Annotated in this window: 14 protein-coding genes; 6 read left to right on the top strand and 8 right to left on the bottom strand. The window is 64.8% G+C overall.

The annotated features are described in order from the left end of the window. Positions 1-2: 2 nt before the first annotated feature. The 7 genes from IQ16_RS25235 to IQ16_RS25210 all read right to left on the bottom strand — a co-directional run bounded on the left by IQ16_RS25235 (position 3) and on the right by IQ16_RS25210 (position 6,981). Positions 3-941, bottom strand: coding sequence for an AEC family transporter (locus IQ16_RS25235; RefSeq protein WP_018643418.1), 939 nt, complete (start codon positions 939-941; stop codon positions 3-5). Positions 942-1,062: 121 nt separating this feature from the next. Beyond that, complete coding sequence (locus IQ16_RS25230) at positions 1,063-1,272, bottom strand: hypothetical protein (RefSeq protein WP_018643417.1); 210 nt, start codon at positions 1,270-1,272, stop codon at positions 1,063-1,065. After that, positions 1,269-1,445 (bottom strand): hypothetical protein, encoded by a 177-nt coding sequence (locus IQ16_RS45815; protein ID WP_018643416.1) that lies wholly within the window; start codon positions 1,443-1,445, stop codon positions 1,269-1,271. Before IQ16_RS45815 ends, IQ16_RS25230 begins: the two co-directional genes overlap by 4 nt. Positions 1,446-1,816: 371 nt before the next feature. Continuing rightward, complete coding sequence (locus IQ16_RS25225; protein WP_035666558.1) at positions 1,817-3,424, bottom strand: ABC transporter ATP-binding protein; 1,608 nt, start codon at positions 3,422-3,424, stop codon at positions 1,817-1,819. A 2-nt stretch (positions 3,425-3,426) separates the two neighbouring features. After that, positions 3,427-4,266 carry an ABC transporter permease gene (locus tag IQ16_RS25220; RefSeq protein WP_018643414.1) on the bottom strand — a complete coding sequence of 280 codons (840 nt, stop codon included), beginning with the start codon at positions 4,264-4,266 and terminating at the stop codon, positions 3,427-3,429. After that, entirely contained in the window at positions 4,263-5,234 is a 972-nt protein-coding gene (locus tag IQ16_RS25215; RefSeq protein ID WP_018643413.1) for an ABC transporter permease, read from the bottom strand. Before IQ16_RS25215 ends, IQ16_RS25220 begins: the two co-directional genes overlap by 4 nt. A gap of 196 nt (positions 5,235-5,430) precedes the next feature. After that, positions 5,431-6,981 carry an ABC transporter substrate-binding protein gene (locus tag IQ16_RS25210; protein ID WP_018643412.1) on the bottom strand — a complete coding sequence of 517 codons (1,551 nt, stop codon included), beginning with the start codon at positions 6,979-6,981 and terminating at the stop codon, positions 5,431-5,433. Between the two features lie 216 nt (positions 6,982-7,197). Here IQ16_RS25210 and IQ16_RS25205 point away from each other — a divergent pair, with 216 nt between their 5' ends. From IQ16_RS25205 to irr, 4 genes are all read left to right on the top strand, one after another. Continuing rightward, positions 7,198-7,836, top strand: coding sequence for a TetR/AcrR family transcriptional regulator (locus IQ16_RS25205; protein ID WP_018643411.1), 639 nt, complete (start codon positions 7,198-7,200; stop codon positions 7,834-7,836). 269 nt (positions 7,837-8,105) lie between these two features. Beyond that, a complete protein-coding gene (locus IQ16_RS25200; protein ID WP_018643410.1) occupies positions 8,106-8,768 on the top strand; it encodes a DUF3313 domain-containing protein in 663 nt (220 codons plus the stop codon). A 28-nt stretch (positions 8,769-8,796) separates the two neighbouring features. After that, positions 8,797-9,366: a DUF2147 domain-containing protein gene (locus tag IQ16_RS25195; protein ID WP_018643409.1), complete on the top strand. Its 570-nt coding sequence runs from the start codon at positions 8,797-8,799 to the stop codon at positions 9,364-9,366. Positions 9,367-9,564: 198 nt separating this feature from the next. Continuing rightward, positions 9,565-10,044: a Fur family transcriptional regulator Irr gene (gene irr / locus IQ16_RS25190; RefSeq protein WP_018643408.1), complete on the top strand. Its 480-nt coding sequence runs from the start codon at positions 9,565-9,567 to the stop codon at positions 10,042-10,044. A gap of 251 nt (positions 10,045-10,295) precedes the next feature. On the opposite strand, the gene IQ16_RS25185 is transcribed toward irr, so the two are convergent. Next, positions 10,296-11,846, bottom strand: a complete 1,551-nt coding sequence (locus IQ16_RS25185; RefSeq protein WP_018643407.1) for a winged helix-turn-helix domain-containing tetratricopeptide repeat protein — start codon at positions 11,844-11,846, stop codon at positions 10,296-10,298. 133 nt (positions 11,847-11,979) lie between these two features. On the opposite strand from IQ16_RS25185, the gene mddA reads away from it, so the two are divergent. Continuing rightward, positions 11,980-12,768: a methanethiol S-methyltransferase gene (gene mddA, locus IQ16_RS25180; protein WP_018643406.1), complete on the top strand. Its 789-nt coding sequence runs from the start codon at positions 11,980-11,982 to the stop codon at positions 12,766-12,768. An 87-nt stretch (positions 12,769-12,855) separates the two neighbouring features. After that, positions 12,856-13,278 (top strand): GFA family protein, encoded by a 423-nt coding sequence (locus IQ16_RS25175; protein ID WP_018643405.1) that lies wholly within the window; start codon positions 12,856-12,858, stop codon positions 13,276-13,278. The last annotated feature ends 53 nt before the right edge of the window (positions 13,279-13,331 follow it).

Below are 13,331 nucleotides of genomic sequence, written 5' to 3'. Positions count from 1 at the left end.
CCCTAGCGCGTTCCGGTCGCGAGACCGGAGAGAAGGTACAGCGCGACCAGCAACGTCGCGACCGACAGCATTGTCGTGACCGAGACCGTGGCCGCGACCAGCTTCTCCTCGACCTTGTGCTCGTGCGCCAGCACGTACACCGTCTTCGCCGTCGGCACGGCGGCGCATATCACGGCGGCGACGGTGTAGAGCGCGTTGAGGCCGGTGATCACACAAAGTCCGTAGACGATCAGCGGCATGATCACGAGCTTCACGGCGGCGAGCGCGGACGATGTCTTCAGGTTGGACCGCAGGCCTTCGACCGACAGGCCGAGCCCGATGGCAAACAATGCGCAGGGCGTCAGCGCGGCGGCGATCATGTTGAGATAGGCCGCGACCGGCGCCGGAATTGGCAGGCCCGTGATCGCCCAGACGAGGCCGACGAGTGTCGACAGGACCATCGGATTGAGCAGGATCTGCTTGGCGAGGACCGCGGACTGCGCGGACGACCCGCGGGCGTCCCTTTCCAGCAGGATGACCGTGATCGGAAACATCACGGCGGCGACGAACACCGTTGCCACCGCAGCCGGCAGCACGGCGGGCTGGCCGTAGATCGCGTGCAGGATCGGCAGCGCCACGAAGCCAGTATTGGTCATCGCCGCCGCCATGCCATGGATCGTGCTGCTGGCGAGATCATGCCTTCCGCCGGCGCGGACCGCCAAGAAGACCAGCGCGAAGCAGATCAGGGAGCCGCCGCCGAAGGCGAGCAGGAAACGCCATTCCAGCAGATTGCGCGCCGGCTCCTGCGCGATCGTGACGATCAGCAGCGCCGGCATCGCCACATTGTAGGCGAAGTGCACCAGCGCGTCGGCCAGCGATCGTGGGAGATAGCCCACCTCACCGGCGAGCCAGCCGGTGACGATGATCGCGAATACGGGAAGAACGAGGCTGGCGACTTCCATCCGGCTTCCCCCTTGCTGCCAATGGCCGCAACGAGAGGTTACCCCGGCGATGGATCGTCGTCACTGCCTTGCGTGAGCTGCTTCCGGCTCGAAAGTCCTTGGGGGTAGCGGGCCGCCGGCCCTAGATGCCCCGGCCGGCCTGCTGGCCGATCACGCAGCGCCACGCCGCCAGGCGTTCGGCCGGATGCTGGTTCATCCATTCGGCGAGCTGCGGCGCGCCCATCAGGCAGGACTGCACCGAGACCTGCGCGAAGTCCGAGGTGGTGACGATCTGCTCGTGGCAATTGGTGGGAGAGGCGAGGCTGCAGAGCACCGCGATGATCTTGATCACGACAGGTTACCTCCGTCGCGGCCGATGAACGCGCGGCCGATCGCCGGCTTGCCCTGGCTCTCGTTGGCCGGATCGTCCGGCGGGAAGATGCTGTCGTAGATCGCGCGGGCCTCCGCGATGAGGCGCGCTCGCTCGCGCTCGGACTTTGAGACAAATCGAATAACTTCGCCCATGTTGGCTCCGAATATCGGTGTGTGAGTCCGTCATGAGATGACGTCGATCATTCAATCCTTATCTAAGGTGCCGTCTTCGGCTTTGAAGCGGCGTAGCCGGTCACGACCGGATAAAAAGCGCGTGACCATGCTCCCGGAAACCGAAATGTCCCGGTGTGGCTCACGCGCTGCGTTGTGAAGCTTCCACCGCGTCACGTTCGTTGTAGGGCTCTCGCCGGCGAGCGAACGTTTGCTGGTGTCAACTTACCCCTTGCTGCCATCAGCAAGGATCGTCTCACGAAGCAAATGCTGCTGGATCGAATATGTTTCGTCTCGCGCAGCGCGCAAGTTTTGGAACCATCACTGAGATCGATGAACGGCGACCGGTCACCTCAGGCCGCGGGTGCGCGTTCCTTCCGTCCCGGTACGGCTGCGAGAAGCTCACGCGTATAGGCATGCTCGGGCGCGGCGAAGAGCTGCGCGGTCGGCTTCAGCTCGACGATGGCGCCGCGCTGCATCACCGCGATGCGGTCGCAGATTTGCGCAGCGACGCGTAAGTCATGGGTGATGAACAGCATGGAGAGGCCGAGACGCGTCTTGAGATCTTCGAGCAGTCTCAACACCTGCGCCTGCACGGAGACGTCGAGTGCGGACACGGCTTCGTCGGCGACGATGATCTCGGGCTCGAGCGCGAGCGCGCGGGCAATGCCGATGCGCTGGCGCTGGCCGCCGGAGAATTCGTGCGGATAGCGTTCGAGTGCGCCGGCATCGAGGCCCACCATCTTCAAGAGATCGCGGGCGCGATCGAACGCCACCTTCGGATCGGTGCCGGCCGCGATCGGGCCGTCAGCGATGATGTTGCCGATCTTGCGGCGCGGATTGAGGGAGGCGAACGGATCCTGGAAGATCATCTGGATACGGTGGCGCTCGGCCCGCAGCGCCTTGCCCGAGAGTGAGGTGAGATCGGTCTCCCCGATCCGCACCGTACCGCGGTCGGCCTCGATCAGCCGCATCACGAGGCGCGCCACCGACGACTTGCCGGAGCCGGATTCGCCGACGAGGCCGAGCGTCTCGCCCTTGAGGATGTTGAAGTTGACCGCGCGCGCGGCATCGACGCGGCGGTCCTCGCGAAACCAGCCGCCCGAGGTGACATAGGTCTTGTCCAGCCCGATCACCTCGACGGCCCTGGCCTCATCGTCGAGGGGCTCACGCGCCGGCGGATCCATCGACGGCACGGCGGCGAGCAGCGCCTTGGTGTAGTCGTGCTGCGGCGCGCTGAAGACGGTGGCGGCGGGACCTTCCTCGACGACCTTGCCGTGGCGGAGCACCACGACCTGGTCGGCGATGTCGGCGACCACGCCGAAATCGTGGGTGATGAACATCACCGCCATGTTGCGATTGCGCTGCAGGTTGCGGATCAGCTTGAGGATCTGCGCCTGCGTGGTGACGTCGAGTGCGGTGGTCGGCTCGTCCGCGACCAGCACGGCCGGCTCGAGCGCGAGCGCCATCGCGATCATGGCGCGCTGGCGCTGGCCGCCGGAGAGCTGGTGCGGATAGGCGCGCACGATGCGCTCGGGGTCGGGCAGGCCGACCTCGCGCGCCAGCGCCAGCGCTCTTGCGCGCCGCTCTTTCGGCGTCAGCAGGCCATGCGCCTCGAACATCTCCGCCATCTGGTCGCCGATCCGCATCAATGGATTGAGCGCGGTCATCGGCTCCTGGAAGATCATGGCGAGGCGGCGGCCGCGCAGATCGCGCCAGCCGTCGTCATCGAGCTTGAGCAGATCGCGGCCTTCGAACTGGATCTCGCCCGAGGTGACGGAGACCGTGTCGGGCAGCAGCCCCATCAACGCATGCGCGCACATCGACTTGCCCGAGCCGGATTCGCCGACGACGCAGACGATCTTGCCGGGCCGCAGGTCCAGCGAGACGCCGTCGACGGCGAAGGGACGCTCGGCGCCCTTGGGCAGCGCGATCCGCAAGTTCTTGATCGAGACGGTCATCGTCAGCGGCCCTCCCGCGACAGGCGCGGATTGAGCGCGTCGTTGAGGCCTTCGCCGATCAGGTTCAGCCCGAGCACGGAGATCAGGATGGCGACGCCGGGAAATACCGTGATCCACCAGGCCTGGCGGATCACGGTGCGGCCGGCGCCGACCATGTAGCCCCAGGAGATCAAATTGGGATCGCCGAGGCCGAGGAACGCCAGCGAGGATTCCAGGAGGATCGCGGTCGCCACCATCAGCGAGGCCAGCACGATCACCGGCGACAGCGCGTTCGGCAGGATCTCGCGAAGGATGATCCAGCTGTTGCTCTGGCCGGTCACGACGGCGGCCTGGACATATTCGCGCGTGCGCAGCGACAGCACCTCGCCGCGCACGAGGCGGGCGACCGGTGGCCAGCTCACCACCGCGATCGAGGCCACGATCGAGTAGATCGAAGGCTGCAGGATCGCGACCAGCACGATGGCGAGCGCGAAGCTCGGAATGGTCTGGAAGAACTCGGTGAAGCGCATCAGGGCGTCGTCGACCTTGCCGCCGAAATAGCCGGCCATGGCGCCGATCGGCACGCCCACGACCAGTGCGACCAGGGTGGAGACGAGACCGACCAGCAGCGAGACGCGGGCGCCAAAGATCATGCCGGCGAACACGTCGCGGCCGAGCGCGTCGGTGCCGAGCGGCACAGCCGAGAGCGTGAAGGGCGGCAGGAACGGCCGCTGCACCATGCGCCAGGGCGAGTTCGGGAACAGCATCGGCCCGAACACCGCGACCGAGATCGCGAGGAGAAGGATGATGAGGCCGATGACGCCGCTGGGGCTCCTCAGCATCGATTTCCAGAACTGTTTCATGTGGCGTATTCGATGCGCGGATCGACCAGGCGATAGACGAGGTCGGTGATGAGGTTGAAGATGAGGACCATGGCGGAGCAGATCACGAAGACGCCGAGCAGCAAATTGTAGTCCCGCTGCAGCAGCGCGTCGTACATCAGCCGCCCGATGCCGGGCCACGCGAACACGGTCTCGGTGATGACGGCGCCGCCGATCAGCGTGCCGGAATGCACGCCGGCAAGCGTCACGACCGGCAGCAGCGCATTGCGCAGCACGTGGCGGCGCTGGATCACGGCGTCGGAGAGGCCCTTCGCGCGCGCCGTCTTGACGAAGTCGAGCCGCTTCACCTCCAGCATCGAGGCGCGTGTCATGCGCGTGTAGGTCGCCATGAAGAACAGGCCGAGTGTCATCGCCGGCATGATCAGGTGCTTTGCGACGTCGACCGCATGGGCAAGGCCGGTCAGGTTGGCGCCGACCGTCTCGTAACCGAAGCTCGGCAGCCAATCCATGGTGACCGAGAACAGCAGGATGCCCATCAGCGCCACCCAGAAGATCGGCATGGCGTAGAAGATCAGCGCGAAGATGGTGATGCCAGTGTCGAGAAAGGTTCCGGCGAAGCGCGCGGCGAATGTGCCGAACAGGATGCCGAGCGTCAGCGAGATCGCGAAGGCGGTCAGCGTCAGCAGCAGCGTCGCCGGCAGCCGTTCGCCGATCAGCTTGGCGACCGGCGCCTGCTGGCGGAAGGAGAAGCCGAGGTCGAGGGTGGCGACGCCCTTGACGTAGATGAAGAGCTGCTCGGGCAGCGGCTTGTCGAGGCCGAACTTCTCCCGAAGCTGTTTGACGAAGACCTGGTCGCTGGCGCCGGCCTCGCCCGCCATCACGATCGCGGGATCGCCGGGCGCGAGCCGGATCAGGAAGAAATTGAGGACGACGATCGCGAGCAGGACGATCACGCCCTTCACGACACGCTGAGCAACGAAGGAAAGCATCTAGAGAATCATATCTTGTAACGGGACCTGGAGCCACTGGGGCAGTCTGCTCCCTCGCCCCGCTCTTGCGGGGAGAGGGTTGGGGTGAGGGGCCTCTCTCCACACGTGAGAATGCCGATGGACCTGTACCCCCTCACCCGAATATGCGCTTCGCGCACATTCGACCTCTCCCCGCAGGCGGGGAGAGGTAAGATGCTCACTTGTCGAGCCATGCGTCCTTGAAGCCGTCATTGACCCCGATCCCCGTGGTGATCAGGTTCTTGACCTTGCAGCGCGTGATGGTCGGGAATTGCAGCTCCAGCATCCAGGCCACCGGCACGTCCTCGACCAGGATCTTCTGCGCCTTGTCGTAGATCTCCTTGCGCTTGGAATCCGGGGTCGCGGTCGCGCCGTCGGCGAACAGCTTGTCGATCTCAGGGTTGGAGTAGCCCTCGACGTTGTTGAAGACCTGCCCCTTGGCGATGTTGCTGGAGATGTAATTGCGGCCGACGCCGAGCGCGGGATCACCATACTGGTAGAGATAGGTGAAGGCGATGTCGTAGTCCCAATCGCCGATCTTCTGGTTGCCGCCGGCAACGTCGGTGGCGATCGTCTCGATGGTCATGCCGACGTCCTGGAGGTTCTGCTTCACCGCTTCACCCCAGCGCTGCCAGGTCTCGCCATAGGCGAGCGGCAGCAGGCGGATCTTCTCGCCCTTGTAGCCGGCTTCCTTCAGCAGCGCCTTGGCCTTGGCCGGATCGTACGGATATTTCTTCACGTCGTCCGTATAGTACTTGATGGTCGAGGCGGACGGGCCGGTCGCCACCTTGCCGAGTCCGTTCCAGATCACGTCCTTGGCGAAATCGCGGTCGATCGCGTACATGACGGCCTGCCGCACCCGCTTGTCGGCGAGCGGACCCTGGCGGTTGTTCAGCCACAGCCAGGACAGCGGCGAGAAGAACTCCCAGCCGGCGCCGGTGACGCAGGTGTCCTTCAGCTTGGACAGCCGCGGCACGTCGAAATTCTCCACCGAGCCGCCGGGCAGCACGTCGACCTTACCGGTCTCATACGCCACCGAGCGCGCAGCCGCGTCGGGAATGATCTGCCAGTAGATCTCGTCGAGATAGGGCTTGCCCTTTTCGTGGTAGTTCGGGTTCTTGACCAGGCGGATGAACGAGCCCTTCTGCCACTCCTTGAACATGAAGGGGCCGGTGCCGACGGGCGCGTTGTTGTAGGGGTTGGTCTTCCAGTCGGTGCCTTCGTAGAGATGTTTCGGCACCATCGGCATCGAGCCGACCTCGAAGATGCCGAGGAACGGTCCGAACGGCTGCTTCAGCGTGAAGACCACCGTATAGTCGTCCGGCGTCTCGATCTTGTCGACCTGTGCCAGATTGGTGCGGGCACGCGCATGCGTCTGCTTCAGCATCTCCATCGAGAACAGGACGTCGGCGGCGGTGAAGGGCTTGCCGTCATGCCAGGTCACGCCCTTCTTGAGCTTGAAGGTGTATATCTTGGCGTCCTCGCTGACGCTCCAGCTTTCGGCAAGCTCCGGCAGCGGCTCGAGCTTCGGGCTGTAGCGCAGCAGGCCCTCGAAGATGTTGCCCGAGACCATCTGGGTCGGGCCGTTCTGGACCTGAGCCAGCATCAGGCCGGGCGGCTCGGGCTGGATCACGGCATTGATCACGCCCCCCGTTTTCGGCTCTTGCGCCAGCGCCGGGGCCGTGAGGCCGCAAGCGAGGAGGAGACCGAGCAACACGCGTTTTGGCATATCTTATCTTTCTCAAGCGCGGCCAGCCGCAAACGCTTCGCGACGTCCTCGCGCGCAAAGCGACGGCCGGCCCATCCCAGTCCCCATCCGGTATCGAGGCTCACACAGTCTCATTCGGCGCCGCAAGATGAAAGTCTCGACAGGGTTCGCACAAAAAATGTACAGCGCGTCCTGTTTTCACTTGATTCATCGGCGTGTCACGGAGACAAGTCCGCCATGGACAATGCCACGCGCTCCGAACGGTCCCGCAACGCTGCGCTCGAAGCGGCCATCGCGATCATCGCGCGCGACGGGCCTGGCCGGCTGACGCTCGATGCGATCGCGCGCGAGAGCGGCCTCAGCAAGGGCGGGGTGATGCACCAGTTCCGCACCAAGGAGGCGGTGCTGAAGGCATTGCTCGAGCGGCAGATGGCGCATTTCGAGGAGTTCTCGACCCGCTACATGGCGAAGGTGAGCGCGACCTCGGCAAATCCCAATCTGGCAACCCAGCTTGCCACGATCAGGGAAGCGGCGAGCTCGCCGAATTCCGCCGCGCTGGCCCTGGTTGCGGCCATGGTTGAAAATCCTGGCCTGATGGCGCTGCCGCGCGAACTCGAGACGAAGCGGATGACGGCGATCAAGGAAGAAGCCACAGACCCCGATCTCGCGATGCTGCGCTGGGCCGGAGCGCTCGGACTGCTGCTGAGCTCATTGTTCGGCATGTCGCCGCTCAGCAAGGACGAGCACCAGCGGCTGTTCGCGCGGCTGCTCGACGACGGGCAGTGGACCGGCCTCGAACAGCCGGCCACGAAGCGTGTCGCAAAATCCGGAGCGGCATCGGCGGCCAAGGCGGCAACCCCGCGCAAGCGCGCCTGATTCATCGTTAACGAATTCCAACCGAGCGCTGCCCAAAACCGCGCCTGCGGCCAAATGTGTCAGGGCTCTCTTTTGATACTTTACAAACCAACTGGTCGGTTTTATAAACGGAAACACTGAGACGGCCCAGGGTATCCGAAAAGGCCCCGGACGATGCCTTGGGCCGGCAATGGTGAGCGCCGCAGCCGTGTCTGGTCCCAAGCGCGGCTGCGGTCGTCATTGCATCTTTAAAGGTTGGCCTTCCAAAGAAGCCGCAAGAGGAGTCTGGAATGGATTGCTCGATCGCCCTGCGCGGTCTGGGAGCGCTGGTGCTTTGCGTCACCTCGGCCGGCTGCGCCTCGGTCGCGCCCGTGCCCTATTCGGAGATGGCGTCCTCGGCCTACATGGCCCCGGACAAGTCGGACGCCTCCGGCCGCGTGCCCTACCGCTATTCCACGCCGGTCGATTGGCGCTCATATAATAAAGTGATCCTCGATCCCGTCGTGGTCTATCGCGGCAGGGATCACCAGTTCGGCGACATGTCCGACAAGGACAAGGCGACGCTCGCCGCCTACATGCAGAACTGTTTCGCCGACCGGCTGCGCGGCCGCTTCGCGCTGGTGCGCGAGCGCGGGCCGAACACGCTGCGGATCAGGCTGACGCTGACCGGCGCCGTCACCAACACGCCGGTGCTCGGCACGCTCTCCCGCTTCGACATGGCCGGCGCGGTCTACAACGGCGTGCAGGCGGCACGCGACGGCGAGGGCATGTTGACCGGCTCGGTCATCTACGGCGTCGAGATCTTCGACGCTTCGACCTCACGCCTGCTCTCGGCCTACGTCACCAAGCAATATCCCGGCGCCTACGACATCAAGGCCAGCGTCGGCGCGCTCGCGGCCGCCACCGCCGGCCTCGACAAGGGCGCCGACGCGCTGATGGCGCAACTCAACTGACGCGGCCTCCTCAACGAAAGGCATTGAGATGAACCTTCTCCTTCGCTTCGTGCTGCGCGTGGCGATCACCGTCGTGATGATGATCATCGGTGGCCGCGCCGGCGCGGCCGCCCCGGCCGATCCCAGCGGCACATGGCTCGTCGAGGACGGCCGCGCCCGTATCCGGCTCGAGCGCTGCGGCCCGGCGCGCGACCGCATCTGCGGCTTCATCGTCTGGATGAAGGAGCCGGTCGACAAGCGCGGCCAGCCCTATCGCGACAAGGAAAATCCTGATGCGGACAAGCGTGCCCGCACGCTGCTCGGTCACCAGCTCATCATGGGCCTGCAGGCGACGCCGGAGGGACGGTTTGCCGGCGACATCTACAATGCCGAGGACGGCAAGTTCTACTCGGTCTCGCTCTGGCGCGAATCCGCCGATCGCCTGAAGCTGAAAGGCTGCCTCATCAAATTCCTGTGCCAGACCCAGACCTGGCAGCAGACCCTCGACGTGCTGCCTGGCCAGCTCGTCGGCCTGACCGGCGATCTCAACGGCCCGCGCGCCGACAAGGAATGGGCGGCGGTGCCGGCCCCGAAGCCGATCCAGGTGAAAGCGAAGTAACCGTCAGGACGTCCGCAGCGCCCGTCGATACCGGGGACATTCTGGCTGGGAATAAACCGGACCGCCTGGCGATAGGTCAGTGGCGGGTCGGCGCCAAATTTGATCCCGATCAAAGCCAAATCGCCGCTTCTGCGATCCAATAGCAACTGGCGGGATGTCGTGTTGCGCGTCCTGGTTCTTGCAGACGTGAGACGATCGATGGACATCCAGGTCACGAATATTCCTGCGTGCGACGACAGCGGCCCCGATGTCGCCGGACCGGAGGTCGATGAGGGCATGCAGCACTGTCTGCAATTGCTCGTCGATGCCGGCCTGCGGCCGACCCGCCAGCGCCTTGCGCTCGGCCAGTTGCTGTTCCTGCGCGGCCACCGTCACGTCACCGCAGAGAGCCTTTATGAAGAGGCGATGGCGGCGAACGCCTATCTGTCGCTCGCGACCGTCTACAACACCCTGAACCAGTTCACGGAAGCCGGCCTGTTGCGCCGGATCGCCGCCGACGGCATCAAGTCGTTCTTCGACACCGACACATCGGTGCATCCGCACTTCTACCTCGAAGGCGAGGATGTGCTGCTCGATGTCGCCGACGGCCTCGCCTTCGCCAGGATGCCCGAGGCGCTTCCCGGCCACGAGATCGCGCGGCTCGACGTCATCGTCCATCTGCGCCGGAAGAGGGCGTAGCGCCGCCACGCTCTTACCCTCCGCTCTTACCCTCCCCTGGAGGGGGAGGGTCGATCGCGCGCAGCGCGAGCGGGGTGGGGTGATCTCTCAACACGGGCAGTTTCTGTCGACGCCCATAGATATCGTAGGGTGGGCAAAGCGAAGCGTGCCCACCTCTTCATTAGCGGTATTGGATCGATGGTGGGCACGGCGCAAATGCGCCTTTGCCCACCCTACGATTGTGGAGGGGAGGGTAAGAGCAGCGTCGCGCCTCACCGCAACCCCGCTCGTCTGAATCCCTCCAGATAGTGCTCGCGATCGGCGTCGCTGGCCCACGGCAGTTTCGTCGCGATCCAGTGCAGCGAGATGCCCGGCTGGGTGCGGCGGAGCTCGTCGAGCGCCATCTCTGCGAGCGCGCTATCGCCGGTCATGCCGGCCGAAACGGCGAGAACGCGGTAGGCGCCGGTGAGGTCGCCGCGGTGGCGGATCGCTTCGCGCGCGAGCGCGATGGCTTCGTCATACTGCCGCTCGGTGAAGCGCGCATAGCCGGCGATGCCGTGATAGATCGCCAGCGACGGATCGCGTGGTGAGAGCCGGATCGCCTTCTGCGCCGCCTCGAATGAATCCCCGGAACGTCCGGCATAGGACAGCGCCAGCGCGTGGTAGCCTTGCGCCAGCGAGAAGTTCGGATTGAGCGCGAGGGCCTGCTCGAACTCGGACAACGCGTCCGCAAGCCTGCGGGTCGAGAAGTAGACGCTGCCGAGCGCGGCGTGCGCCCAGGCATCCTCATGGTCGCAGCGCACCGCTTTGAGCGCGGCGGTTTCCGCGGCCGGGGCAACCGCGGTCAGCTCGGCCCAGCCGAGATGCACGCCGAACATGTCGTTCACGGCCAGCACCGACAGCGCCTGGCCATAATTCGGATCGATCGCGATCGCGCGCTCGAGCAGCGTCTTCGCGGCCTCGTGATCCTGCCGGGTCACGCGCCAGTAATGCGACAGCGCGCGCATCAAGAGATCCCAGGCGTCCAGGCTCGCGGGCGGCTTGCGATGGCTGCGAAAATTCTCCGCGGCGTGGATCTGCGGCTCGATCGCCGCGACGATCGCGTTGGTGATCTCGTCCTGCACGGCGAAGACGTCGACGAGCTCGCGGTCGTAGCGCTCGGCCCAGAGATGGCTGCCCGACGTGGCGTCGTTGAGCTGCGCGGTGATGCGCACCCGGTTGTCCGCCTTGCGCACGCTGCCCTCGACGATGTAGCGGACACCGAGCTCCTCGGCGATCTGCCTGATGTGGACCGCGCGACCCTTGTAGGTGAAGGACGAGTTGCGGGCGATCACCATGAACCAGCGCTGCCTCGACAGCGCCGTGAGGATGTCCTCGCTGATTCCGTCGCCAAAATAGTCCTGCGCGGGATCGCCGCTCATGTTCTCGAAGGCAAGCACCGCGATCGCCGGGCGGTCCGTCACTGCGCGCGGCCGGGCTGTGCCGGGTTCAGCTGGCACCGGCGCGGCCGCCACGTCTTCCCTGACGTCGCCGACGAAACGAAAGCCCTTGCGCGGAATGGTCTTGATCAGCCGCTGGGTCGCTCCGTCGTCGCCCAGCGCCTTGCGCGCGGCGTTGATGCGGCTGTTCAGGGCGGAATCCGAGACGATGCGGTCGCTCCAGATCTGGCTGATCAGGTCATCCTTGCTGACCACCCGGGCGCGCTCCGCGACCAGGTAAAGCAGGAGATCGAACACCTGCGGCTGCAACGGCACGGCCGCCCCGCCGCAGGTGAGCTCCCGCAGATCGCCGTCCAGCACGTTGTTTTCAAAGCAAAATCGCACGTTTCTGTCGTCTCAAGCAAAAATCAAAGTCGTCTCAGGCGAAAATCAACCCCCCGCGAAAGTCGAGGGACGTCCGATCCGGCATGGTGCGAAGACCAAACAGTGCCGATGCCTCGGCACAACGGAGCGTTCTATGACCCAACTTGATCACCAGGTTCATTCCATCGGCCCGGAGGTTGCGGGCTCGCGCATTTTCAGGTTCATCGCCTTTCTGTACGGAATTGCGGCATATCTCGTCTTTTTCGTCACCGTTCTCTACGCCATCGGCTTCGTCATGGGGGTGATGGTGCCGAAGACCATCGACACCGGAGCCGAAGCGCCCGTCTTTCGCGCGGTCATCATCAATCTGCTGCTGATGTCGCTATTTGCGGTTCAACATAGCGTGATGGCGCGTCAACAATTCAAGGCGTGGTGGACGCAGTTCGTCCCCAAGCCGGTCGAGCGCTCGACCTATGTGTTGTTCGCGAGCCTTTCATTGCTCCTCCTGTTCTGGCAGTGGCGTCCGCTGCCCACGGTCATATGGGAGGTCGAGAACCCGGATCTTGCCGTGACGGTGGTCACGCTGTCCTTCGCGGGCTGGGTGCTGGTGTTCACCTCGACCTTCATCATCAACCATTTCGAATTGTTCGGCCTGTCCCAGGTGACCGATCATCTCGTCGGCAGGGAAGCCGCGCCGCCGCGTTTCAAGACGCCGCTGCTCTACAAGTTCGTTCGCCATCCGATCTATCTCGGTTTCATCATCGCGTTCTGGGCGGCGCCGGTCATGACTGTAGGCCATCTGCTGTTCGCGGCCGTGACCACGATCTACATCTTCGTCGGCATCGCGCTGGAGGAGCACGACCTCGTCGAGCTCTTCGGCGACGAGTACCGGCAGTACAAACAACGGGTGTCGATGCTTATTCCCTGGCGCAGATCAGTATAGTCTCCGCCTCGCGCCATGCGTCCACCGAAAGGAGGACGCATGGCGCCCCGACACGCGATATCGATCCCTCATCATGGAGACGACCAAATGAAACATGTCGGAAACTGCTTCTGCGGCGCGGTCACGGTCGAGGTCACGGGCGCGCCGGAGGCGATGGGCTATTGCCATTGCCGCTCCTGCCGCTCCTGGTCCGGCGGACCGGTGAACGCCTTCAGCCTGTGGAAGCCCGAAGCCGTGCGCATCACCGAGGGCGCCCAGCATGTCGAGACTTTCGCCAAGACGCCGCTCAGCCAGCGCAAATTTTGCAGGAAGTGCGGCGGCCATCTGATGACCAATCATCCGCCGCTCGGCCTCATCGACGTCTTCACCGCCACCATTCCCACGCTCGCCTTCACGCCCGGCGTCCACGTCAATTACGCCGAGGCCGTGTTGCCGATGCGCGACGGCCTGCCCAAGCTGAAGGATTTCCCGGCCGAGTTCGGCGGCAGCGGCGAGATGATGCAGGAGTAGGCTCGTTCTTACCCTCCCCTGGAGGGGGAGGGTCGATCGCGCGAAGCGCGAGC

It is taken from the genome of Bradyrhizobium huanghuaihaiense, assembly GCF_007830635.1.
In the GTDB taxonomy this organism is placed as follows: domain Bacteria; phylum Pseudomonadota; class Alphaproteobacteria; order Rhizobiales; family Xanthobacteraceae; genus Bradyrhizobium; species Bradyrhizobium huanghuaihaiense.
This window is presented reverse-complemented; position numbering and strand designations above follow the sequence as displayed.